Here is a 23,949-nt window from a genome sequence, read left to right on the forward strand (position 1 = left end):
TGGGAAATTAACCGAGCGTGAATCGCTCGTAAGTCATTGAAAAGATTGGTGCGCGCTGCAGGAATCGAACCTGCGACCCACTGATTAAAAGTCAGTTGCTCTACCGACTGAGCTAAGCGCGCCGATAAATTCGCTGCAAGATAGGTCCCTCTACTATCTTGGTCAAGAATACCTTTCAGTAACGGAGCTCTCCTTGTCAGCCCAGAGGCTCAACATCACCCTCCAAATATAATTCCCTAAACTCGTTCTCAAACTTGCTTAATTCTCCAGCCAAAATATGGCTCCGAATAGAGGCCATTAGGCTCTGATAATAGTGAATATTATGCCATGTCATGAGCATGGACCCTAGTATTTCACCTGAACGAACTAAATGATGGAGATATCCACGAGTATAACTGAGACAGGTGGGACACTCACACGCTTCGTCTAATGGACGCAAATCTGATCTGTGCCTACTATTCCGGATATTAACCGTACCTCGATGGGTAAATGCCTGGCCTGTTCGACCAGATCGGGTAGGCAATACACAGTCAAACATATCACAACCGGCAGAGATAGCCTGAACCAAATCCTCAGGCCTTCCCACCCCCATTAAATATCGGGGCTTTTCAGGAGGCAAGATTCCTGCAGTGAAACTGGCAACCTTGTGTAAGATTGATGGATCCTCGCCCACTGCAAGTCCACCTATCGCATACCCATCAAATTCTTGTTCTTTAAGGAAAATGACACTTTCTTTTCGGAGATCACAATGGACACCGCCCTGCACAATTCCAAAAAGTCCATAACCAGGGCGTGGATTGAATGCCTCTTTTGACCGGACCGCCCAAACCATAGACAAATCCATAGACTTTTCTGCCTCCTCTTTGGAGCATGGATAAGCTGTACACTCATCAAGAACCATAGAAATAGTTGCATCCAAGGTCTCCTGAACTGCAACACTTTTCTCGGGTGAAAGAAAAAATTCTTTGCCATCAATATGGGACTTAAATATAACGCCATCTTCGGTCAGTTTCCTCAACTTTGAAAGGGACATTACTTGGAAACCGCCAGAGTCTGTCAAAACTGGCCCAGGCCACCCCATCATTTTCCTTAAGCCACCAAGGGCCTTCACAATCTCTGGTCCCGGCCGTAGCATGAGATGATAAGTGTTTGCCAAAACGATATCGGAACCACTACTGGCTAACGAATCGGGAGTCATTGCTTTCACAGTACCACCAGTGCCAACAGGCATAAAAGCAGGAGTCAGAAAGCTTCCATGAGCTGTTCTAACGAGGCCGGCTCTGGCATTACCATCAGAGGCCTTGATAGAAAAAGATAAGCTCATTTCTCGATAATTCGCCTTAATAACGACGCATCCCCAAAGGAATAAAATCTATATCTGCTTTTTATAGCGTGGGCATAAGCCAACTTCATGCGTTCTAGGCCGCTAAACGCAGCTACCAACATAAACAGAGTAGACTTTGGAAGATGAAAGTTAGTCATCAAAAAGTCAGCCGTTGTAAACTTATACCCCGGGGTAATAAAAATCGATGTGCCCCCACTAAATGCCTGCACCTGGCCTTGCTTGTCACTAGATGCTTCTAACAAGCGAAGTACAGTGGTTCCAACGGCTATAATTCGACCACCATTTTCCCTAGCTTCATTAATAGCTTTTGCCGTTTCAACAGTGATAACTCCACGCTCTTCTGACATTTTATGATCCAGAATATTCTCAGTAGTAACTGGTCGAAATGTTCCTATGCCCACATGCAGTGTAATGTGTGCCACCATTATACCTTTCTTCCGTAGCCGTTCAAAAATTCGAGGACTAAAGTGCAACCCTGCTGTTGGCGCGGCCACAGCTCCTACGTTTTTGGCATAAATAGTTTGGTAATCTCCTAGATCACGCTCATCTGGCCCGTCCGTTCGGCTTATATAGGGAGGCAGAGGAAGTATTCCATGCTCATCCAGGTAAGCGTAAATCTCAGAGGAGGAAGAATGGAAGTCCAGTAAAATCTCACCTCTCGCGCCCCGGGAGACAACCTTCGCACGAAGTCCCCCTGGGAAGGTCAGATCGTCTCCAGATCTTAATTTTCTGGCAGGTAAAGCCAGAGCTCTCCATTCCGACCCATTTACTGGTGCATCTAAGGTGATTTGCACCCTAGCATCTCCCCGAACACCATTCAGCCGTGCCGGAACAACTCGCGTGTCGTTAACAACTAAAATATCTCCCGCTCGAAAAAACTCGGCAAGACGCCCCACATGAGAATCTAGAAGACCTTCATCCACAACCAACATACGTGCGCTGTCTCTGGGAACTGCGGGTCGGTTGGCTATCCTGTCTGTTGGTAAATCAAAGTCAAACTGTTCCAGACGCATACTTTGATGATAATTGCCGATTAGTCCAAGTCGCCAGCTACACGCATTTTAATAATTTTATCTGGATCGGAAACCATGCCATTACCTCCACCACCCCGTTTTATTTGGTCCACGAACTCCATACCTTCCACCACACGCCCCCATACGGTATACTGTCCATCTAAATGCGGTGCATCAGCGAAGCAAATAAAGAATTGGCTGTCGGCACTGTTGGGATTTTGTGATCTTGCCATAGATAGCGTTCCGCGGACATGTCTAGCATCTGAGAACTCTGCATCAAGATTTTTCCCAGAGCCTCCTGTCCCCGTCCCTGTTGGATCTCCACCCTGGGCCATAAAGCCCTCTATAACTCGGTGAAACACCACTCCATCGTAGAACTTTTCACGCACTAGTTCCTTAATCCGCTTCACATGTTTCGGGGCAAACTCTGGAAGCAGTTCTATCACCACCTGACCATTCTTCAAGTCCATTAATATGGTATTTTCCAAGTCCGTTGCTGTAACGTCTTTATCTGCCATTGCTAATATCAGCACTACGGGCATTAAAATTTTTAAGTTGCCCATGTGTCACCTTTCAAATGTTGTCTTGATTAAATTCAATTAGCTTTCCCAACCCGCTCTATAAGCTTTTCCTTTACATTATGAGGAACAAAATCCGTAATATCCCCCCCAAGCATACAAATCTCCTTAACTAAACGTGACGATATAAACTGAGTTTGTTCTGAGGCCATCAAAAATACTGTTTCCACATTGGGTTCGAGATGAGCGTTCATTCCAGCCATCTGAAATTCATATTCAAAATCCGATACGGCCCGCAATCCCCTCACTATTATCGTTGCTCCACATTCTTTCGTAAAATGCATTAAGAGAGAGTCGAAAGGTCTCACATCTACTCTTGACGCAGCACCACCACCCAAACCCCCTATGGCTTTTTCAAGCATTGCCACCCTCTCATCGAGAGCAAACATTGGTGATTTACCAGCGTTGATAGCAACACCCATTATCAATTTATCAACAACGTGCAAAGCTCTCTTAATAATATCTAAATGCCCACTGGTTGGAGGATCAAAGGTGCCAGGATAAAGGCCAGTTCGCTCAGTGCTCACTTGCTAATCCTCTACCCTTTGACAATTTCTGGGCATCACCCAGACTTTCTTCTATTTTATCATTATTGCCTATTATCTCACCATCTTCAGCTAGTCGTATGACAGATACTACACGCTCTGAATCCTCGGTCTTAAATAAAGTTACCCCTTGGGTGTTCCGTCCGGCAATTCGAATACCGTTCACGTGAATCCGGATTAGTTTTCCTGCATCAGTCAGAAGCATCAACTGGTCTTCAGCGCCAACAGCAAATGAGGCCACAACCTTCCCATTCCTCTCGGAAGTTTCTATATTTATAATACCTTGCCCGCCTCTTCTGGTGATCCGATATTCATACGCTGATGAGCGCTTACCATAACCATTCTCCGTAACAGTCAGGATCATCTCTTCCTTGCTCGAAAGCAGTGCCAACTGGTCAGCAGTGATATCTCCTGCACCAACCTTCTCCTGAGAATCAGAACGCCTAACAGAAGAAGAATATTTAAGATATGAGTCTCTAACAACCATATCAATTTCATTATGATCCAAAATGGACATCGAAACCACGCGATCATCGCCAGCACACCTAATTCCTCGAACACCAGTGGAGTTCCTACTAGCGAACCTTCGAACCTCAGATACCCTAAACCTTATACATTTACCATTTGTTACTGCCAGCAAGACATCTTGATCATCTGTACAGGATCTTACCCCAACCAATTTAACTAGCTTGTCGCCACTAGTTTCCTCAAGTTTCATGGCAATTTTACCGTTTGACTTAACATTGGTAAAATCACTCAACGCATTCTTCCGAACATCTCCACTAGAAGTAGCAAACATTACGTTCATAGAATCCCAGGTTGTTCTATCCGCCGGTAGTGGCATCATCGTAGCAATAGACTCGCCGTTCTTTAAGGGTAGCAAATTCACTATAGGCTTTCCCCGGGCCTGAGGTGTGGCTACCGGGAGTTTGTAGACCTTTAAGGTATATACCATTCCCGTAGTCGTAAAAAATAGAACTGGCCGGTGAGTATCAGCAACAAACACCTCTCGCACGAAATCTTCATCCCTTATGGCCATGGCAGCTTTCCCCTTGCCACCACGATTTTGTGCCCGATAGCTCGTTAATGGAACTCTTTTGATATAACCATTATTAGTTACTGTGACCACCATATCCTCTTGTTCAATCAGGTCCTCAATATCCGACTCAAACTCGGCGTCTAGGAATTTCGTTCGCCTTGGGACTGAAAACTTCTCTTGGACCTCTTTCAATTCAGTTCGGATGATATCTAAGAGCCGGTCCCTAGACTTTAAGATGTTCAGAAAATCCTTGATCTGCTCCGTAAGTTCACGCAATTCATCCGCAATCTTATCTCTTTCTAGCGCCGTTAACCTTTGTAAACGAAGTTCCAATATGCCCTTCGCCTGTGCCTCACTCAGTTGATACGTCTTCCCAGATACATCTTTTTGAACCTCACCTAATGCTTCGAGAAAGCCTTCTATATCCTTTGCAGGCCAAGCCCTGGACATCAGTTCTTCACGAGCCTTATTTGGATCAGGCGATTTTCTAATTAGGGCGATCACATCGTCAATATTGGTCACTGCGACAGACAACCCTAATAAAAGGTGAGCTCTCTCACGAGCCTTCCCCAATTCATACAGAGTCCTTCGAGTGATTACCTCTTCCCGGAAACCCAAGAAAGCTGAAAGAATATCCTTTAAGTTAAGTTGCTCCGGTCTGCCGCCGTTAAGTGCAAGAGTATTAACTCCAAAGCTTACCTGTAGAGATGTGTATCGAAACAACTGATTAAGAACGACGTCATAGGTTGCGTCGCGCTTTAATTCTACTACTACTCGCACACCGACACGGTTTGACTCGTCTCTCAACCCAGAGATACCCTCAATTCGTTTTTCACGAACTGCCTCTGCTATTTGCTCAACCATGCGTGATTTATTTACCTGATATGGGATCTCCGTAATGATAATAGCCTCACGCTCTTTTCCAAACGGTTCAGACTTAGTTTTTCCCCGAATCACCACACTACCACGGCCTGTCTTAGCTGCGGACTCCGCTCCATTGCGTCCTAGTATTATTCCACCAGTCGGAAAGTCGGGGCCTGGAAGAAACTCCATAAGCCCAGCAATATCCATATCAGGGCTATCTATTAACGCCAGAGTGGCGCTCACTACCTCTCCGAGATTATGTGGCGGTATATTAGTAGCCATTCCAACAGCAATACCCCCAGCCCCGTTAACCAAAAGATGGGGGAAACGGGCTGGAAGCACCACAGGCTCAGACCCCGAATTGTCATAATTTTCCTTAAAATCCACCGTATCCTGCTCAATATCTTCGAGCAAAGTGGTAGCAGCTTGTGCCATTCTGACTTCCGTGTAACGCATGGCTGCCGGCGGGTCTCCATCCATGGAGCCGAAATTCCCTTGCCCGTCCACCAAGGGCAAACTCATGGAAAAATCCTGAACCATGCGAACCATTGCATCGTAAATAGCACCGTCACCATGAGGATGATATTTACCCATGACGTCACCAACCACACGGGCAGATTTGCGGTAACTTCTGTTCCAATGGTAACCATTCTCATTCATAGCATACAAAATTCTACGATGTACGGGCTTCAACCCATCTCGGACATCAGGCAGCGCCCTACTGACGATTACACTCATCGCATAATCCAGGTAGGACCGCTCCATCTCCTCTTCTATGTTAACAGGAGTTATATCTGAATTTTGTATTGGGCTATTTTCGTTCACAAATTCTTATCGGAAATTGGGTTGCGCTGAGCCAAAACTTTTAAACCTTTCTCGTCCCCCCGGGTCCGAACTTTCAACTTTTTGGAGCGCTAAACGCTACCTCATTGGTGTACCAAACACTCGTCTATTTCAAAGATAATAATACCTCTAGACAAAACTTTTTGCCACCCCTAGCTCATTTTTTACACACAAATTTGCACTGGTCCAAACGGGCTGAAAAATGGCTGCACTCCTTACACCAAATCACTCAGCACTTTTTTCCAAGGCTTAATCATGTATTATTATCGTAATATTTCTACATGGCTCTGCTCTATGAGCCGAATCAGTAATCCTTATATTCTGGAGCAAAAAGGTAATCTTGAGAAAATTAGCTAACTGCCACGATATCGATGACTTAAGAAAAGCCGCAAAAAAGCGGCTTCCAAAAACCATTTTTGACTTCCTAGACGGAGGCGCAGACGATGAAGTAAGCCTGCGCCATAATCGGGACAGCTTTAACCAATACACTCTGGTACCAGATGCTTTAACGGACGTATCGAAGATTAATATGTCCACCGAGGTGATGGGCCAAAAGGTATCGTTCCCATTCATTTTATCGCCTACTGGAATGAGTAGAATATTTCATCACGAGGGCGAAAAGGCGGTCGCACGAGCAGCAGCGAAAGCCGGCCTAATTTACTCGTTATCCTCCAATTCGAGTGTATCTATCGAAGAAATTGGCCATCTCACTGCTGGACCCAAATGGTTCCAAATATACGTCTGGAAAGATCGTTCTCTCGTTAAAAGCTTTATTTCACGGGCCCGTGAAGCCAACTTCCAGGCCCTATGCCTAACCATTGACGTGCAAGTATACGGCAATCGACAACGCGACCTATACAATGGGATGGCCACACCAATACAATTAACACCCAAACTTGTACTTGATCTCGCTCGCCATCCAAACTGGCTCTTCCATATGTTATCGAAAGGACAACCAAATCTCGCAAACCTTCCCAGCGAACTTGGCTCCGTCAGAAAGAGGGTGGGTTCCCGAGCTAAGTATATTAATAGCCAATTTGATCGCTCTGTAACCTGGAAAGATGCAGAATGGATGATAAAAGAATGGGGAGGGCCGTTTGCCATTAAGGGCATTTTAAATGCCCAAGATGCCGCTCGCGCTGTTAAAATTGGAGCAACTGGCATCATTGTTTCAAACCACGGAGGCAGGCAACTCGATCATGCCGCTTCGCCGATGAGTGTTCTGCCTGAAATTGTCGACGCAGTTGGGGGCAGAGCCGATATAATAGTGGATGGTGGCATTCGCAGAGGCACAGACATTGTTAAAGCAATTGCTCTTGGAGCAAAAAGTGGTATGGGGGGAAGACCTTATCTGTACGGGCTTTCNGCAGGAGGCTTTACCGGGGTATCACGTGCTATGAATATAATATCAGATGAACTAAACAGGGATATGAGCCTCCTGGGTGTCGACAAAATAGACAAGATCGGGGCTAGGCATATACGGCATCGCCCCGAGCAAAGACCCTATCCACAAAATTTATAAAACTAATCTGCATAGGTTTCTCAGCGTAAGTAAGGATAGCCAAGGGGATCAAAAATAGATTAAGCATGATGAGTTTTTTAGGGTTGTGGACTAATATTCTGAGACCTNTTTCGTTGACCACAAAATCATATGNATAGAATCCTATGAAGACAAACTATACTCCAGTCAATATCATTGGTGGCGGTCTAGCAGGCTGTGAAGCCGCCTGGCAGTTATCAAGATTTGGGGTNCCCGCNNTCCTGCACGAGATGCGACCAAAGGAATCAACAAATGCCCACCAAACGGAGCTACTAGCAGAGTTAGTTTGCTCTAACTCNTTTCGATCCGATGACTTCTCGAATAATGCAGTAGGACTACTTCACGAGGAAATGCGTCGTGCCAATTCTGTCGTTTTAAGATGCGCGGACAAAAACCGAGTTCCTGCGGGGTCAGCACTGGCAGTCGACCGTGCAGGGTTTTCAGAAATGATCCAAGAGTGTATCGAAAAAGAACCCTCAATCGAGGTTGAACGGCATGAAATTACCCGTATTCCGTTGGACAAGTGGGACGCCGTAATAGTGGCGACAGGTCCACTCACATCGACACCCCTTGCTCAGTCTTTACATTCGATGACAGGCGAAGACAATCTGGCCTTCTTTGATGCAATAGCTCCTATTGTTCATAAAGATACGATCGACTTCTCTATAGCCTGGCTTCAGTCGAGATATGATAAAGTTGGTAGCTCGGGAGATACAGATGCCTACATAAATTGCCCCCTGAATAAGGCCCAGTACGAAACTTTTGTAAATGAATTACTTCATGCGGAAAGCACAGAGTTTCATGAGTGGGAAAAAGATACTCCATATTTTGAATCATGTTTGCCGATAGAGATCATGGCCGAGCGTGGACNAGAAACACTACGATTTGGCCCCATGAAACCTGTCGGATTAACAAATCCTCACACAAANGAAAAGCCCTATGCTGTTGTCCAGCTTCGACAAGACAATGCGCTGGGCACCCTCTATAATATCGTTGGNTTTCAAACAAAACTTAAATATGGCGAACAGACACGCCTTTTCCAATTAATTCCAGGCCTAGAAAATTGTTCCTTTGCCCGCCTGGGAGGCATCCATCGCAATACCTTTATTAACTCCCCTAGATTGCTTGACCCGACACTACGATTAAAAAGCCATGATAAAATAAGATTTGCTGGACAAATCACTGGCGTAGAGGGCTATGTAGAAAGTGCAGCAATTGGATTACTGGTAGGTCAGTTTTTTGGATTTGAGAAAACGAAGCAACCACTAAATAAACCACCTCAGACCACTGCTCTGGGCGCGCTCCTTTCTCATATTTCTGGCGGAGGTAAAGAGGCGACATTTCAACCCATGAATATCAATTTTGGGCTATTCCCGCCCTTAGACCAGAAACTCTCACGTAAAGAGAAAAGACAAGAAATAACTCGGANAGCGCTGCTAGATTTAGACGAGTGGCTATACGACCCAAACCTTTCAAGAAGCGCTGTAGAGGAGAAATCGCAGCCAGTTATGGTAATTTAAAATCTAGGACGATAAAAGCCTCACGGACGCCGCTATACCAACCTTTTACAGCGGTATCAAAACTGCCGCGACACGTCTCTCTTCCAAAGCCAGCACGTTATAGGTCCGGCACGCCGCCCCAGTATTCATTATATCTAACCCTATAGCAGCATTGCGCAAAGCATTACTCAATTGGCAATCCACCTGCCCCTTACTTAATCCATAGCCTACTAANAAAATATCCAACTTAGGATTGGCCAGGAAAACTCTTTCCAAGACAGTCTCATTAAGCTGATCGATGCTTTCGATATCCAGTTGAAAAACACCGCCTGAGAACAACAATAGCGAGCGCAGATACACCTGCTCTCCTATCTTGAATTGGCCTGGCCCATAGGATTGGACAAGAGCTTGCTCCGAGGCCGGAGAACTCACTAATTCCATTGCAGCCAAGTTTTATGACAAATCACCAAGCTTATCGACATCGTCTTTAGCTGTTTCTGGGGAAGACCGTAGGCGCAACTTTATAAGAAGGGGCGCAGCAATAAATATGGAAGAATAAGTACCAACCAAAACACCCCATATTAAAGCGATACTGAAATCAGCAATTACAGCCCCGCCCAAAGTATACAAGGCCAGAAGCGCTAACATAGTGGTTATCGAAGTCATTAAGGTTCGGCTTAAGGTGTCATTAATACTTCGATTTAATACATCCACCAAAACGAGTTTCTTATACTTCCTCAGATTTTCCCGCACCCTATCGTACACAACCACTGTATCGTTTAATGAATAACCAACAATCAGTAATATTGCCGCCACAGTTGCTAAGTTAAATTCCAGGCCGGAAATAGCAAACATACCTATGGTTAGAGTTACATCGTGGAGCAACGCCGCGACCGCTCCGAGACTAAACTGCCACTCAAAACGGAACCAAATATAAACCATCATAGCTAGTAGTGCCGATACAACTGCCTTTATACCTGCAGAGATAAGCTCAGCACCAACCTTAGGGCCAACAAACTCAGTTCTCCTATAATCTAAATTAGACCCAAAATTCTCAGAAAGCTGCTCTTTAACAATGGTAACAGCCTCTAATTGCGCCTCCTCCCCGCCTTCCTGGCGTTCAATACGGATCAGAATATCATCCGGTGCACCAAATTCTTGCAAGCTCACCTCACCTAATCCTAAAGTCCCTAGACTATCCCTCATTTCGGCGATAGAAGTTCCCAAAGGTGTCTTCACCTCAATAAGAATACCTCCCCTAAAATCTATTCCATAATTCAAACCCTTCACTNCAAACGCTACGACAGAACCTATGATTAATATCAATGAGATAAAAAATGCTACATGGCGACCACGCATGAACTGGATATTGGTCTGGTCAGGAANAAAGCGAAAATAGCGCATTTCAAANACTTATATAGGTATGGTTTGAGGTTTGACCCGATGGAGCCACAAAACTATCAACATTCTGGTAAACATGATGGCCGTAAACATAGAAGTCAAAATTCCAATTGCTAGGGTCACAGAGAACCCTTTGACGGGCCCGGAACCAAATTGAAATAGGAGAACAGCTGCTATCAAAGTCGTAACATTAGCATCAACAATTGTCCGAAATGCTTGTCTAAACCCTATATCAACAGACGAAAACGGCGACCGCCCATTACGCACCTCTTCCCGAATTCGTTCAAAAATTAGTACATTAGCGTCCACAGCCATTCCAATAGTCAACACGATACCAGCTATTCCCGGCAACGTTAACGTAGCTTGTAATATGGAAAGAGCCCCGATAATTAAAGCCATATTAACGGCCAATGCCAACACCGCTGCGAGACCAAATAGTCCATACGAAATAACAATATAACTAATAACTAAAATCATTCCCACTACAGACGCTAGTTTTCCGGCAGCAACTGAATCTGCGCCTAGGCTGGGACCAACTGTGCGCTCTTCAAGAATTGTAAGAGGAGCCGGCAGGGCACCAGCACGTAAAAGCAGCGCCAAGTCTTGTGCTGTCTCCGTAGTAAAATTACCTGAAATGATGCCACTGCCCCCCGGTATAGCCTCGCGAATTACCGGAGCACTAATAACCGCGCCGTCTAGGACAATAGCAAATCGTTTCCCAACATTGTCTCTGGTCAAAGATCCAAACTTACGAGCGCCAACTGCATCAAAACGAAGCGAAACCACCGGCTGGTTATCCTGAAACGTAGGTTGGGCATCAACCAAATTATCGCCGCTCACGGACACACGCTTTCGCACCACTATCGGACGGGGCTCTCCACCACCGGTTGTACGATCTACATCATACAGTAGCTCGGACCCAGATGGGATTTTCCCTTGCAAAGCGTCCGCTGCAGGGGTTGCCTCATCCACCATTCTAAAATTTAATTTGGCGGTCTTTCCAAGCAAACGCTTAACTCTTTCGGGGTCATCTAAGCCTGGAAGTTGGACCAAAATTCTGTCATCCCCCTGCCTTTGAATAGTGGGTTCACTTGTCCCAGTTTCGTCAACACGACGCCGCACTATTTCGATCGACTGACTAAGGGTCGCTATGGACCTTTCTCGACGGGCTGTTTCAGTAAGCTCAAGGGCCAGAACCCCCCCTGCCTTGACTGCAACCGAGACTTCTTCACTTATACTCCCCAGTAACTCTCTAACCCCATCTAGCTCTCCTGTATTTGCGATGGTAAGCAGCACCATCTCCCCTTCTCTACCAAGGCCCGTATACCCTATATCTTCACCACGCAATTTTATGCGAACTTCATCTACCAGAGTTTCAAGCTGTTCCTCAAGGACCGTACCTATATCCACTTCAAGTAAAAGATGAGATCCTCCTTGAAGATCTAGACCTAAATTGATTTGCTTATGGGGAAACCAACTCGGGACCGCTCCAGTTGCCTTCGCCGGGAAAAAATTCGGAACTGAATAGCAAATACCCAATGCCACCACACCTAGCACCAATATTATTTTCCAACGTTCAAAAGTCAGCATGTTTTATTTTTCCCAAGAATTCGNCGATAATTCGCTAATTATTTTTTCCATCTGACGCCGATTCCTTGGAATCATTATCGTTGCGAGGCACTGGCTTGGCGTTCACCTCTGTTATGGTGTTCCTTGCCGCCTTAACTCTAACACCATCAGCAATTTCCAACACCAAGACGTCCTCCTCTACCTTCGAAACTGTCGCAAACAATCCTCCCCCTGTAATGACTTTATCTCCCCGCTGTAGGCCTCCCACCATATCCCGATGAGCCTTCATCTTCTTTTGCTGTGGTCGAATCAGCAAGAAGTAAAACACCACAAATATAAGCAATAAAGGCATGATTTGCACAAAAAAGTCTCCGCCGCCGGCGGACCCTGCCTCTTGCGCATAGGCTGCTGAAATCAACATCCTTTCATTTACTCCCTTAAACGTTGTGAATTTTCGCGACTATACCCCTCNCTGTACGGTTTGCAAATGACGAGAATTTTATTATTCAAATGTTGATCAAAACCAACNATATGATATGGTCTTCCCGAGGCGGAAAATCCCAGAGAATCAATGACTATTGACANTGAAATCAGAGAAGAACTGAGGCGTATAGCAGATGCACTTGATAGATTGTCTCCTGAAACGACTGTTCCACTGAACCCGGAAAACGGTGATGCCTTCATATGGAACGCGAACCAATCTTCGCTAAAAATAGTACCAAATGTGAATCGGGTTGATTTATCTCTCCTTTGCGGCATAGAGCTGTCAAAAAAGACATTACTNGAAAATACAAAGCGTTTTGGGCGAGGCTTGCCAGCCAACAATGCACTTTTGTGGGGTGCTCGGGGGATGGGCAAGAGTTCACTTATCAAAGCAGTCCACAAGTATGTGGCAGATCAAATTCCAGATAAGCTAGCACTTGTTGAGATTCACCGAGAAGATATTGGTTCGCTCCCCATCTTACTTAATCTACTGCGGACCTACCCAAAACAATTTGTAGTCTTCTGTGACGATCTCTCCTTTGATGCGGGAGAAACCGATTACAAAGCTCTCAAAGCTGTGCTTGAAGGTGGGATAGAGGGAAGACCCGCAAATGTTATCTTTTACGCTACCTCCAACAGACGACATATGATGGCTCGTGAATCCATTGAAGAGGAAGCGGAAAATTCCATTAATCCCTCTGACATAATCAATGACAAGATTTCTCTTTCAGATCGTTTCGGAATTTGGCTGGGATTCCACGCTTGCGACCAAAAAACTTTTTTACAAATGGTAGAAGCCTATGCCAATTTTTACGGGTTAAACTGCGAGAAAAAGACCCTAAAAGCTGAGTCTATTGAATGGTCTATGACTAGAGGAAGTCGTTCTGGAAGAGTCGCCTGGCAATATGTACAAGATCTAGCTGGACGAATGGGGAAAATCTTATAAAGCAAAAATCAACNGAAGATCCCTATTGCCAACTTAGGTGTTTATTTGGGTTAATTGCCTTCTCGCCGTGCCGGATTTCAAAATGCGTTTGAGGACGATCGACCCCACCGGTTTGTCCAACCCGAGCTATAGCTTCTCCTCTTGATACTTTTCTACCTTGTTTAACCAGCAACTCTTGGTTATGTGCATACGCAGTTATCCAGCCGCCCTCATGCCTGATCAACAGCATTTTCCCGTAACCTCGGAGCTCATTACCTGCATATGCAACCACCCCATTTTCAGCGGCCCGAACCACCGTTCCCAGAGGGGCTGCTATATTTATTCCGTCATTTCGAAGATTTCCGGGCTTTGGACCAAAATCTGAGATAACTTTACCATTAACTGGCCAAAGAAATTTTTCTCCCGCTCTCGGAGGAACTTTTGGTAAGACCGAAAACTGTCTTTCAGCCACAGCAGGTGGGGAGACTACCAAGCTCTCATTAGGATCCATCAATTCCTGGTCAGACGTACCGACCGCAGCACTGTCCAGCAGTAATTTTTGTTGTCTTTCACATCGAGATAGATCCGCCCCCTCTGGGATCCGCACCACTTGCCCCACCCAAATCGTATAGGGAGGTTCGAGTGTATTGAGAGCGACCAAATCACGCAGGCCCACTTGCAAACACCTCGCAATTCCGTACATAGTGTCGCCGCTTCTAACAATGTATTTTTCCTTCATGGAACGCAAAGGCCGACTATCGGAGAGCCGATGCGATTCTATATTTTCCGGCAATGGAACGTAAGTAATTATGGTTGGAGGCTTCCAACATCCGGAAAGCATAGGAACACTCAAAAAACACACCAAGAAAAACCTACACGGCGTCTTCATTCTGCACAACCTTATTTCTATGCAAGTGACTGCAGATTCCCTGTCCCTTATGGTAGACCGAAAACCAATGGCAGGAAATGCACCTGAATCAATGGCTCTTGTTCAACTTTATTTCCCGATTTCCTAAAACGATATAAAATCTGGTCTTCTGCAGTTTCACCGATAGGTATAATCATAATCCCGTCATCGGCCATATGATCAAGAAGAGTTTGAGGCACCTGTGCCACAGCAGCAGACACTATGATACGACTAAAAGGGGCTTGTTCAGGCCACCCAAAAGATCCATCACCCGTGGCAGAACTGATGTTCGATAGGTCCAGTGCAGCAAACCGCCTAACCGCGTCAAGCTCGAGCGGACGATGACGCTCGATCGAATAAATACGACGACACAGAAGAGAAAGNACCGCAGTCTGATACCCGGATCCGGTGCCAACCTCTAATACCTTCATCCGTTCACCAACCTCTAACGCATTAACCATAAATGCCACCAAGCTTGGTTGACTAACTGTTTGATCACACGCTATGGGCACCGAGACATCATCGTAGGCCTGATCGCTAAATACTTTAGGCACGAATAGATGCCGAGGGATAGCCTCGAAGGCTGTTAAAATTCTCTGGTCGGTTATGCCTTCTTTCCGGATACTTAAAAGTAAGCGTGCCGTATCGGTCATCTTGCTCATCTTAACTAAATAACCGAATCTACTTCCTGTGAAAGATCTGCCAGAATTTGTTCATCCGTCAGATTCAACCTGAGAGGGGTCAAGGATATAAAACCATTCTCAATTGCAAATCGATCCGAATCCTCCGACAGCTCCTCACAAGACCTGACTGAATCAATCCAACAGTACTCTCTTCCCTTTGGATCCAGGCGTCGGGTTATTTTGGAACCCGGCTTACCTTTCCCTTGGCGGCAAAAGGTAATACCTCTTACACCATTTTGTGAAATCGAGGGGAAATTTACGTTAATAACTACATGGAGCGGCCAGCCCGCAGAAAGCAATCGCTTAATTACCATAGCTCCATATTGCTCTACAGGCTGCCAAATGCCTGGCGCTGGTTTCACAATGTGCTGGCTAAGTGCAATGGCAGGAATCCTATGCAAGGATCCCTCAATTGCCGCCGCCACAGTCCCCGAATAAGTTACATCATCACCAAGATTAGTACCAGCGTTGACACCTGCCAAAATAAGGTCTGGTTTTGGAGGTGGAATCAATTCAAGAAGAGCTAGGAGCACACAATCCGTGGGCGTTCCCGCAACAGAGAACATCTGATCGCCTAGTTGCCTATAGCGTAAAGGAACATCAAGTGATAAAGAATGTGAGGCTCCACTTTTGTCTGAATCGGGCGCGACCACCCAAATATCGCTGCTTATTGTGCGGGCAATACTTTCAAGGCGCTTGAGGCCGGGAGCCCCAAAACCATCGTCATTGGCCAGTAGTATCCTCATCAGAACCCTAACCACTTTCTGGATCAGAAGCAGCTATTCGTTCCAGTCCCCCCATATAGGGTCGCAAAGCAGAAGGAATGCTAACACTACCATCTGGATTTTGATAATTCTCGATAACAGCTACAAGAGCTCGACCTACGGCCAATCCGGATCCGTTTAGAGTGTGCACAAAACCACTCCCCTGTCCATTGCNCCTACTTAGTCGCGCACCCAGGCGTCGCGACTGAAAATCCCCACAAGTGGAACAGCTCGAAATCTCCCTGTACCGCTTTTCACCTGGAATCCATACCTCTAGATCATAAGTCCTACGAGCAGAAAAACCCATATCACCAGTCGCCAAAAGCATAACCCTGTATGGTAACTCGAGTTCTTTCAAAACTGACTCTGCGCAGGCCGTCATCCTTTCCAACTCATCATCCGATGAATCTGGCATGGTAACAGATACCAACTCTACCTTACTAAATTCGTGTACCCGCACCATTCCCCTAGTGTCCTTTCCAGCGGCTCCAGCCTCCGCCCTGAAACACGGAGTATGGGCAACCAACCGAATGGGAAGCTCATCTTTTTCCAATGTCCGACCGGCCACCATATTGGTTAATGGTACTTCCGCGGTAGGAATGAGCCATCTTTCATCTTTAGTAACAAACAAATCATCAGCGAATTTAGGAAGTTGACCTGTACCAAAAAGCGCTGATTCCCGTACCAATGACGGGGGACTAACCTCTGTATACCCATTTCGCTGTATATGGAGATCAAGCATAAATGAAGCCAACGCTCTCTCAAGGCGAGCTAAATCAGAGGTCAACACAACAAACCGTGATCCCGACATAGCCGCGGCACGCTCAAAATTCATTTGGCCCAGAAGCTCGCCAATTTCATAGTGAAGCTTAACCGGATATTCAAAACTTTTAGGTGCACCAATTCGGCGGATCTCACGATTACTTTTTTCATCTTCACCATCTGGCACAGTTGCACNCGGCAAATTAGGCAACTCAGANAGAATTACATTCAACTTACACTCTAACTCCTTGACCNTAAATTCCTCCTCTTGCAACACATTCTTTAGGTCGAGAACTTGAGCTGCTAGGTCATCTATTGGTTCTCCCTTACCCTTCTTAACTCCTATCAACTTTGAAGTTTGGTTCCTTTCCTGCTGAAGANCCTGGCATCTGGTAACCAACTCCCGCCTCCGTGAGTCCAGCAAAAGAATCTCTTCGGCCCTCGACGAAACCCCCCGTCGCGCAAGACCTCTATCAAAATCCTCCGGATTCTCTCTAATCCATTTAAGGTCAAACATTAACGCCAAGTTCCTCTAATTGCCTTTTTCTTTGTCCACACAGCTTCATGCTAGCGATCATCGTTATAGTCTGTGTCCTCAAAAGTATCNCCGTCGTCGGGTGACCCTCCTGATCCGGATAGACCCTCATCCCCATCCAAGATTCGATCAACATGGTCTTCCTCTTCTTTTTCTCTCATTGCTCTCCGTTTCTCTGCAAATCGCGCAAGAACTATGGAAATCTCATATAAAATGAGGATAGGAAGCCCCAACCCAACTTGGCTAATTATGTCTGGCGGTGTCAAAATAGCAGCAGCAACAAAGGCAATAACTATTGAGTATTTTCGCTTATCTGCTAGCCCTTGAGCCGTAACCAAGCCNGCACGAGCCATTAGGGTTAGCGCGACCGGGAGTTGAAAAGCAAAACCGAATGCAAACATTAACTTAAGCACTAGGGATAAGTACTCGTTAACCTTTGCCTCTAGCTCAATGGCTAGACCACCATCTACAGAACCTGTCTGGAATCCCATAAAAAACCGCCATGCCAAAGGGAAAATAAACGAGTAAACAAGAGTGGCACCGGCAGCAAATAGGAGAGGAGATGCGACCAAAAAAGGGAGAAACGCGCCCTTCTCATTTTTATACAAACCAGGGGCTATAAACATCCACATTTGGGTGGCAATCACGGGAAAAGCAAGAAATACTGCAGCCCAAAATGATAATTTCAAATAGGTGAAAAANGCCTCATGAAGGNCCGTATANATCATNCGNGGATTCTCTACGCCNAGNTCAGCGTANATATTCGCNAATGGGCGAACNANAAATGAGTAGATATGTTCCGAAAAAATGTAGCTGATAATAAAAAACACAAANAGTGCAATNACCGAATACATTAAACGGTTTCTAAACTCAATNAGATGNTCAATAAGTGGGGCCTTTGGCCCTAACTCTCTNTCATCTGGNTCCTGGNAANTAGCCACCNGCTTACTACTGCGGCTCNACTCGTCGTTCTTGGGNCGCCGNACTCNGATCACTCTCNTGNCTNTCNGCTNCCTCCCGNNCAGCNGCTTCTACCTTNTTTCTGGCNTCCACCACTTGNTGGACNNCNGTNGGNAGNGGAAGGGTCGNTNNCNCTGCTTCCTCNNCCTCCTTAGCNTCTACANCNTGATGATCANCAGNCTCCTCATNGNNTNCTTGNTNNNCATCCTTTCCCCNGGNCGCTTGGNCCTTTNCCGCTTGNTGTACCTGCGCNAAATGTCCTGNNGCAGTCACAGTCGGTGCNCCAACANCGGTTTCCTCATCTGATACGNCNTGNTTTTCCGNANTATCTTCTGGNNCNGCNTCNTCTGCTGGNAANTNTGGCGCAGNTAATTTNTCAGTGGCNTTAAGGGCCGTGTCCATATCCATNTTNTTAAATGANTGAACNCCCTTTTTTACCTCCTCAAGGTGCAAGTCCCTCTCAGCCTCTTTGACTGCCTCATCAATACTGGATTGAAATTCTCTCGCCAAGGCCTTCACCTTGCCACCATATCGCCCTGCTGTCCGAAGAGCCTTAGGCAAGTCTTTAGGCCCGATGACAAACAACGCCACCGTCGCAATAATCGCCATCTCACTCCAACCCAAGTCAAGCACTACGGCCTCCTTACACCACCTTTAACAAAGTACCGCAAAACGCCAAAGATCGCGCTACCCTTTTGAGGCTTCTTTATTTTCGTTTGCACTACTAACAGGTGCCGCTTCCGTTGCTTGCTCAGAAGGATCAGGGGATATGTCTACCTCAGCAGATTTCTGAACCTCTTTCACCCCCTCTTCTTCCGGGTCCTCTTTTAGACCCGCCTTAAAACTCTTTACACCCTTAGCTACATCACCCATTACTCGAGGCAACTTGCCAGCACCAAATAAAATCAAAACTATTGCTAGAATTAAGACTATCTGCCAAATGCCAATGCCACCCATTTCATACTCTCCTGGGAGCCTAACTCACCCCCTTTTAGAAATAAATATTTTAACCGAAGGATTACCTCAGGCTATGCCTTTACTAGTTCTTACCCTTCCACGGCCGGAAATACAAACATCATCGAAGTGTCTATTACCATACCAACTTCGCCTCCAACCTCAGGAAAACCCCTCCAAGAGGATAATAACCGGATCTCAAAACCCGAGCCATGGAGCTTCAAAATTACCTTCCTAGATGGACCTACTTCCTTTAGGTCAGTCAGGGTACCACTGACAAACCTAGAATTCACCCCTAACTGGCTATTTTCTGCCCCAAAAGTTATCGCCTCAGGACGCACCAAAACCCTGATCTCACTTCCAATAACGTCCTTTTTAACCTCTACCGGGCCAAACGGCGTATCCACAGAACCGGATTTAGCATGAACCCGGTACTCTATAGCATCACCCAAAAAAGTAGCACAGAATGCATTGGCTGGACGCGAGTAGAGGTCATGTCCTGTTCCTTCCTGCAAAACCTCCCCAGTCCTCATGATGGCTATTCTGTCCCCCATTAAAAGTGCTTCCTCGGGATCGTGAGTAACCATCAAAGTAGTTGTGCCTAGCTCGTGGAGCAGATGCAAAGTATCACTGCGCAAGGACTTTCTTAGACGCTGGTCGAGCCCTGAAAATGGTTCATCCAAAAGGAGGATTTTGGGCCTTGGAACGATAGCCCGTGCCAAAGCAACTCGCTGCTGCTCTCCACCAGAAAGCATGTGCGGAAAATAGCTCCAAAACTCTGCCATACCCACTTGCTCCAAAGCCACCTTAGCCTTCTTGACTTGCTCGCCAACGGAGAAACTCTCTAGCCCAAAGCGCACGTTCTCCAGTACGCTAAGATGGGGAAAAAGCACATAGTCCTGAAACATTAAGCCAACCCCTCTAATTTCTGGTCCTATGTTACTATTTGCATCAGCAACCTTCTCACCATCCAAGAAAATTTCACCGCTCTGCAAGGTCTCCAATCCAGCTGATAAACGGAGAAAAGTGGTTTTCCCACAGCCAGAGGGACCTAAAAGGCATGTTATAGAACCAACAGGCACTGACAAACTGACGTTATTGAGCACTTGCACCACTCCGTATGAATGGCTGACACCAGAAAATTGCAACCCAACTTTATTGTTACTCATCTTCGCGTCTCGCTTTCGTCACATACGGACCTGAAGTTTCAACAGATCGGCTTATTAAGATAACTGGAATCAAGCCGACAGCTACAATAGTTAGAGCGTAACAACCGGACGCAGCCAGCGCCTCATCCGAGGCTAATTCGTATGCTTTGACGGCAAGTGTGTCATAATTGAACGGACGAAGAATTAAGGTTGCCGGCAATTCCTTCATGACATCAACAAAAACCAATAGCGCACCTGTCAGTAACCCCCCAGTCATTAGCGGTATATGGATTGACGACAAACGTCGCCACCAATTTGCCCCTAATGTTTGAGCCGCCGAATCCAAGTTGGGAGCCAACAACTCCATGGACGATTGGAGAGAATGTAATCCGAGCGCCATAAACCGGACTAAATATGCAAAGATAACCACTGCCATACCCCCAGTAAGGATTAAGCCGGTCGAAGCGCCAAATGCATTTCTCGTGAAGTCATCGATCCTATAATCCAACCAAGCCATTGGTATCAAAACTCCAATGGCTATCACAGAGCCAGGGAACCCATATCCCAAACTAATGATACGACAAAAGATGGTGTTTAATGGGCCAGCCCCCATGCGGACTGAATAAACCAAAAACAAAGCAAATATCATAGCCAACAACGAAGTTAACGCAGCCAAGGAAAAACTATTCCAGAGGTGCTCAACAAAACGATCCCCCATCATCACTGCCCAAGCAGGCAGACTCAAAAACAAAAGATACCCAACCGGGAGTATGAACCCCAAAAAGACCGGAATAGAGCAAATAAAGGTAGCACTAATTCCCTTCAGACCGACAAGTTGAAATTTTTCTTTTAAGTGACTACGCCCCGTAACTTGGTAGTACCTGGCCTGCCCCCTCGATCGCTGTTCAATCAAAAGTATGAGAAAAATTATGAGTAGCAGCATTGAAGCTAATCTCGCTGCTCCCTCGGGAGAACCTAAAGCAAACCAGGTTCTGTATACGCCTGTTGTGAAAGTATCGACCGCCAAATACTGAACTGCGCCAAAGTCGCTTAATGCCTCCATCAACATCAGAGCTAGCCCAGCTATGAGGCTGGGCCGTGCGAGAGGGAAAGATATATCTCTGAGGATACCCCAGGATGACCGCCCCAGGACCCTAGCACTGTCATCATAATTCCTAGCCTGCCCAACAAACGCGGCTCTACCCAGGAGGTAAACATAGGGATATAAAACAAATGACATAACAAAAATGGCGCCCCCAATGGACCTTACTTCGGGAAACCAGTAATCACCCTTATTCCAACCAAAAATATCACGAAGAGTTGTTTGTATTGGACCCGAAAATTCACATAGTCCTCCATAACTAAAAGCGGTTGCGTAAGTAGGAACGGCCAGGGGCAACAAAAGAGCCCAGTGCAATAAACGATGCCCTGGAAATTCAAAATTAGCTGATAGCCAACCCGTTAGGGTTCCGACAATCAAGCCTATCATGCCAACGCCTAGAGCCAGGAATACCGTGTTTGTAATATAACGAACCAAAACAGTATCTAACAAGTGGCGCCAAACTTCTTCCATTGGGATAAAAAGATGAGCAAATATTACTATCGTGGGCAGACATAACATGCCGGCTAGAAGCATAGAGCCCAAGGTAACCCCAACGTTCGAAAAAACTCTTTCCACTAAAAATCACCGTCAAAAGGCTGAATCACAATTACTTCCGTTTATTGTATTCATTTCCTGATAACGTATCAAAGCCCACGGCAAAAACGACTCAATCGCTTAAAAGAGCTACCTCCACCCCTGTTGGTCAGCCAAGCGTATGGCTGCGCCAGTAAATTCCCCAAGCTCAGCTAGTGGAACACTATCTGCTCTGAACGACCCCCAGTCGGCAACAATTTGGGATGGAGAAACCTCCGGATTTACTGGAAATTCATGATTAAGGTCGGCAAACAATCTTTGCCCCAACGGCCCACTTAAAAATTCTAGCAAGGAAACCGCCTCCGCCCTATTCCTAGAGTGAGCTGTGACCCCAGCTCCAGACACATTAACATGGGTTCCACGGTCATCCTGATTAGGGAAAAACATACCCACCGATCCCACCACTTGCCGATCCCGATCAGCCTCCGATGCAAGAAGCCGCCCAAAATAATAAGAATTCACAATCGCAACGTCTGCTTCACCAACTGCAACTGCTCTGATTTGGTCAGTATCTCCGCCTTGCGGTTTACGGGCCATATTAGCAACAAGCCCCCTGATCCACTGTCCGGCTTCCGCCGTCCCATGGGAAGAAATCATAGAAGCTATCAAAGACTGGTTATAAACATTACTTGACGAGCGTACTATCACGCGACCCTTCCACTTGGAATCAGCAAGATCTTCATAGGTCGATAGCTCCGTTTTGCTCACTCGGTCTATGGAATATGCAATTACCCTAGCCCTAACACTAAGCCCATACCATCTGCCATAAGGGTCCCTATACCTACTCGGAATACGTTTCTCTAGGAGTTCCGAGTCAAGTTCTTGAAACAAGCCGGCGGCAGTAGCATGGTATAAATTAGCTACGTCTGAAGTAAGCAGGACATCCGCCGGCGAATTGCGCCCTTCAGCCTCGAGACGGGTTCGCAACTGATGGGCGTCCCCTGTTAATAGGTTTACCTGGATCCCGGTTCGCTCCGTAAAAGCAGCGAGCACTGGCCTAATCAAAGCCTCTTTGCGCCCCGAATAAACATTCACTTCATCTGCCAAGCTATCAGTAGGTGGAACTCCAAAAGAAAGCCCCAAGAATATCCAAGCACAGCCTCTGAGAAGCCTCCTCCAATCCCTTTCTATGTAATCAGACACTGTTCAACACCCCATTATTTATCGCGACTAACTATCATTCGCATCATAATTCCCCGCCTACATTCGGACAAGCATCGGTTCCTTCCCAAGCCTGAAACCACAAAACAACTCGGCCAATCAAACCGAGAAGTTATTCATGCTCTGGTTCAACAAAGGCTTCCTCATCGGGCAAAATGGATTCATCACTGTCTGAGCTATTCTCCATAGGCAACAGTGGAGCGATTTCGCGATCCAGCAGTCCCGCAGCACGCAACTCCTCCACGTTAGGCAAGTCATCAATTCGCGCCAAACCAAAGTGATTAAGAAAGCCATCAGTCGTTATCCAGGTGGCGGGCCGCCCAGGAGTATTTCTGCGCCCTTTGGGCATTATCCAACCGACAGAAAAAAGCCTATCTAAGGTCCCTTTACTAACTGATACACCCCTAATTTGTTCTATTTCTATTCGTGTTACTGGCTGATGATAAGCTATTATTGATAAGGTCTCTATAGCCGCCCGCGAGAGCTTTCTTTCCACATCGGCCTCACGATGCAGGACATGCGATAAATCCGAAGAAGTCCGAAATGCCCAACCACCAGCGACTTGGATGAGATTGATGCCTCGATCCCGGTACTCCCCACAAAGCGTCTCAATAATAGCCCTAAGGTCCGTCCCGCTATCTAAATACTCCGCCAATTGAAGCTCAGATAAGGGACCTTTCGAAGCAAATAATAATGCCTCCACTACCCGCAGATCTCTATTTTTATCATCCATTT

At 46.2% G+C, this 23,949-nt stretch carries 20 protein-coding genes, 1 tRNA gene and 2 pseudogenes; 3 read left to right on the top strand and 20 right to left on the bottom strand.

Going from position 1 to position 23,949, the window contains the following annotated elements; translation table 11 throughout:
- Positions 1-46: 46 nt before the first annotated feature.
- The 6 genes from CMM32_01355 to CMM32_01380 all read right to left on the bottom strand — a co-directional run bounded on the left by CMM32_01355 (position 47) and on the right by CMM32_01380 (position 6,209).
- Positions 47-122, bottom strand: a tRNA-Lys gene (locus CMM32_01355).
- A gap of 74 nt (positions 123-196) precedes the next feature.
- Positions 197-1,324: a tRNA guanosine(34) transglycosylase Tgt gene (locus CMM32_01360; GenBank protein MBT05556.1), complete on the bottom strand. Its 1,128-nt coding sequence runs from the start codon at positions 1,322-1,324 to the stop codon at positions 197-199.
- Entirely contained in the window at positions 1,321-2,358 is a 1,038-nt protein-coding gene (locus CMM32_01365) for a tRNA preQ1(34) S-adenosylmethionine ribosyltransferase-isomerase QueA (protein ID MBT05557.1), read from the bottom strand. Before CMM32_01365 ends, CMM32_01360 begins: the two co-directional genes overlap by 4 nt.
- A gap of 20 nt (positions 2,359-2,378) precedes the next feature.
- Positions 2,379-2,921 carry a peptidylprolyl isomerase gene (locus tag CMM32_01370; GenBank protein ID MBT05558.1) on the bottom strand — a complete coding sequence of 181 codons (543 nt, stop codon included), beginning with the start codon at positions 2,919-2,921 and terminating at the stop codon, positions 2,379-2,381.
- Positions 2,922-2,953: 32 nt separating this feature from the next.
- Complete coding sequence (locus tag CMM32_01375; GenBank protein MBT05559.1) at positions 2,954-3,463, bottom strand: pantetheine-phosphate adenylyltransferase; 510 nt, start codon at positions 3,461-3,463, stop codon at positions 2,954-2,956.
- Positions 3,453-6,209, bottom strand: a complete 2,757-nt coding sequence (locus CMM32_01380) for a DNA gyrase subunit A (protein ID MBT05560.1) — start codon at positions 6,207-6,209, stop codon at positions 3,453-3,455. Before CMM32_01380 ends, CMM32_01375 begins: the two co-directional genes overlap by 11 nt.
- 355 nt (positions 6,210-6,564) lie before the next feature.
- Here CMM32_01380 and CMM32_01385 point away from each other — a divergent pair, with 355 nt between their 5' ends.
- Both CMM32_01385 and CMM32_01390 read left to right on the top strand, forming a co-directional pair.
- Positions 6,565-7,749 (top strand): alpha-hydroxy-acid oxidizing enzyme, encoded by a 1,185-nt coding sequence (locus CMM32_01385; protein MBT05561.1) that lies wholly within the window; start codon positions 6,565-6,567, stop codon positions 7,747-7,749.
- Positions 7,750-7,892: 143 nt separating this feature from the next.
- Positions 7,893-9,287, top strand: a complete 1,395-nt coding sequence (locus CMM32_01390; GenBank protein ID MBT05562.1) for a methylenetetrahydrofolate--tRNA-(uracil(54)-C(5))-methyltransferase (FADH(2)-oxidizing) TrmFO — start codon at positions 7,893-7,895, stop codon at positions 9,285-9,287.
- Between the two features lie 45 nt (positions 9,288-9,332).
- On the opposite strand, the gene CMM32_01395 is transcribed toward CMM32_01390, so the two are convergent.
- The 3 genes and pseudogenes from CMM32_01395 to yajC form a co-directional block, all read right to left on the bottom strand.
- Positions 9,333-9,707, bottom strand: coding sequence for a hypothetical protein (locus CMM32_01395; protein ID MBT05563.1), 375 nt, complete (start codon positions 9,705-9,707; stop codon positions 9,333-9,335).
- Positions 9,708-9,719: 12 nt separating this feature from the next.
- A pseudogene (locus CMM32_01400) lies at positions 9,720-12,257 on the bottom strand (protein translocase subunit SecDF).
- 34 nt (positions 12,258-12,291) lie between these two features.
- Positions 12,292-12,657, bottom strand: coding sequence for a preprotein translocase subunit YajC (gene yajC, locus CMM32_01405; protein ID MBT05564.1), 366 nt, complete (start codon positions 12,655-12,657; stop codon positions 12,292-12,294).
- 150 nt (positions 12,658-12,807) lie between these two features.
- Between yajC and CMM32_01410 the strand changes: the two genes are divergently transcribed.
- Positions 12,808-13,665, top strand: coding sequence for an AAA family ATPase (locus CMM32_01410; GenBank protein MBT05565.1), 858 nt, complete (start codon positions 12,808-12,810; stop codon positions 13,663-13,665).
- Between the two features lie 22 nt (positions 13,666-13,687).
- Here the strand turns inward: CMM32_01410 and CMM32_01415 are convergent, their stop codons facing one another.
- From CMM32_01415 to scpB, 11 genes and pseudogenes are all read right to left on the bottom strand, one after another.
- A complete protein-coding gene (locus CMM32_01415; GenBank protein ID MBT05566.1) occupies positions 13,688-14,347 on the bottom strand; it encodes a hypothetical protein in 660 nt (219 codons plus the stop codon).
- A gap of 233 nt (positions 14,348-14,580) precedes the next feature.
- A complete protein-coding gene (locus tag CMM32_01420; protein MBT05567.1) occupies positions 14,581-15,213 on the bottom strand; it encodes a protein-L-isoaspartate O-methyltransferase in 633 nt (210 codons plus the stop codon).
- A gap of 5 nt (positions 15,214-15,218) precedes the next feature.
- The gene (locus tag CMM32_01425) at positions 15,219-15,980 is read right to left on the bottom strand and encodes a 5'/3'-nucleotidase SurE (GenBank protein MBT05568.1); all 762 of its coding nucleotides are present in this window, start codon (positions 15,978-15,980) and stop codon (positions 15,219-15,221) included.
- Positions 15,981-15,987: 7 nt separating this feature from the next.
- Complete coding sequence (locus CMM32_01430) at positions 15,988-17,277, bottom strand: serine--tRNA ligase (GenBank protein MBT05569.1); 1,290 nt, start codon at positions 17,275-17,277, stop codon at positions 15,988-15,990.
- Between the two features lie 50 nt (positions 17,278-17,327).
- Positions 17,328-18,149, bottom strand: coding sequence for a twin-arginine translocase subunit TatC (gene tatC, locus CMM32_01435; GenBank protein ID MBT05570.1), 822 nt, complete (start codon positions 18,147-18,149; stop codon positions 17,328-17,330).
- 94 nt (positions 18,150-18,243) lie between these two features.
- A pseudogene (gene tatB, locus CMM32_01440) lies at positions 18,244-18,888 on the bottom strand (twin-arginine translocase subunit TatB).
- Positions 18,889-18,942: 54 nt separating this feature from the next.
- On the bottom strand, positions 18,943-19,212 hold the full coding sequence (locus CMM32_01445) for a twin-arginine translocase TatA/TatE family subunit (protein ID MBT05571.1): 270 nt from the start codon (positions 19,210-19,212) through the stop codon (positions 18,943-18,945).
- Positions 19,213-19,301: 89 nt separating this feature from the next.
- On the bottom strand, positions 19,302-20,378 hold the full coding sequence (locus CMM32_01450; protein ID MBT05572.1) for an ABC transporter ATP-binding protein: 1,077 nt from the start codon (positions 20,376-20,378) through the stop codon (positions 19,302-19,304).
- On the bottom strand, positions 20,371-22,035 hold the full coding sequence (locus CMM32_01455) for an iron ABC transporter permease (protein ID MBT05573.1): 1,665 nt from the start codon (positions 22,033-22,035) through the stop codon (positions 20,371-20,373). The genes CMM32_01450 and CMM32_01455 overlap by 8 nt, the downstream gene beginning before the upstream one ends.
- Before the next feature lie 108 nt (positions 22,036-22,143).
- Positions 22,144-23,136: a Fe(3+) ABC transporter substrate-binding protein gene (locus tag CMM32_01460; protein ID MBT05574.1), complete on the bottom strand. Its 993-nt coding sequence runs from the start codon at positions 23,134-23,136 to the stop codon at positions 22,144-22,146.
- A gap of 190 nt (positions 23,137-23,326) precedes the next feature.
- Positions 23,327-23,947, bottom strand: coding sequence for an SMC-Scp complex subunit ScpB (gene scpB / locus CMM32_01465; protein MBT05575.1), 621 nt, complete (start codon positions 23,945-23,947; stop codon positions 23,327-23,329).
- Positions 23,948-23,949 lie beyond the last annotated feature (2 nt).

Source organism: Rhodospirillaceae bacterium (assembly GCA_002728255.1).
Classification (GTDB): Bacteria; Pseudomonadota; Alphaproteobacteria; order UBA7887; family UBA7887.

Bases quoted from the DNA above. Each gene is read 5' to 3' on its own strand.
- CMM32_01360 (MBT05556.1), bottom strand. From the start codon at position 1,324: ATGAGCTTATCTTTTTCTATCAAGGCCTCTGATGGTAATGCCAGAGCC.
- CMM32_01365 (MBT05557.1), bottom strand. From the start codon at position 2,358: ATGCGTCTGGAACAGTTTGACTTTGATTTACCAACAGACAGGATAGCC.
- CMM32_01370 (MBT05558.1), bottom strand. From the start codon at position 2,921: ATGGGCAACTTAAAAATTTTAATGCCCGTAGTGCTGATATTAGCAATG.
- yajC (MBT05564.1), bottom strand. From the start codon at position 12,657: ATGTTGATTTCAGCAGCCTATGCGCAAGAGGCAGGGTCCGCCGGCGGC.
- CMM32_01415 (MBT05566.1), bottom strand. From the start codon at position 14,347: ATGTACGGAATTGCGAGGTGTTTGCAAGTGGGCCTGCGTGATTTGGTC.
- CMM32_01425 (MBT05568.1), bottom strand. From the start codon at position 15,980: ATGAGGATACTACTGGCCAATGACGATGGTTTTGGGGCTCCCGGCCTC.
- CMM32_01445 (MBT05571.1), bottom strand. From the start codon at position 19,212: ATGGGTGGCATTGGCATTTGGCAGATAGTCTTAATTCTAGCAATAGTT.
- CMM32_01450 (MBT05572.1), bottom strand. From the start codon at position 20,378: ATGAGTAACAATAAAGTTGGGTTGCAATTTTCTGGTGTCAGCCATTCA.
- scpB (MBT05575.1), bottom strand. From the start codon at position 23,947: ATGGATGATAAAAATAGAGATCTGCGGGTAGTGGAGGCATTATTATTT.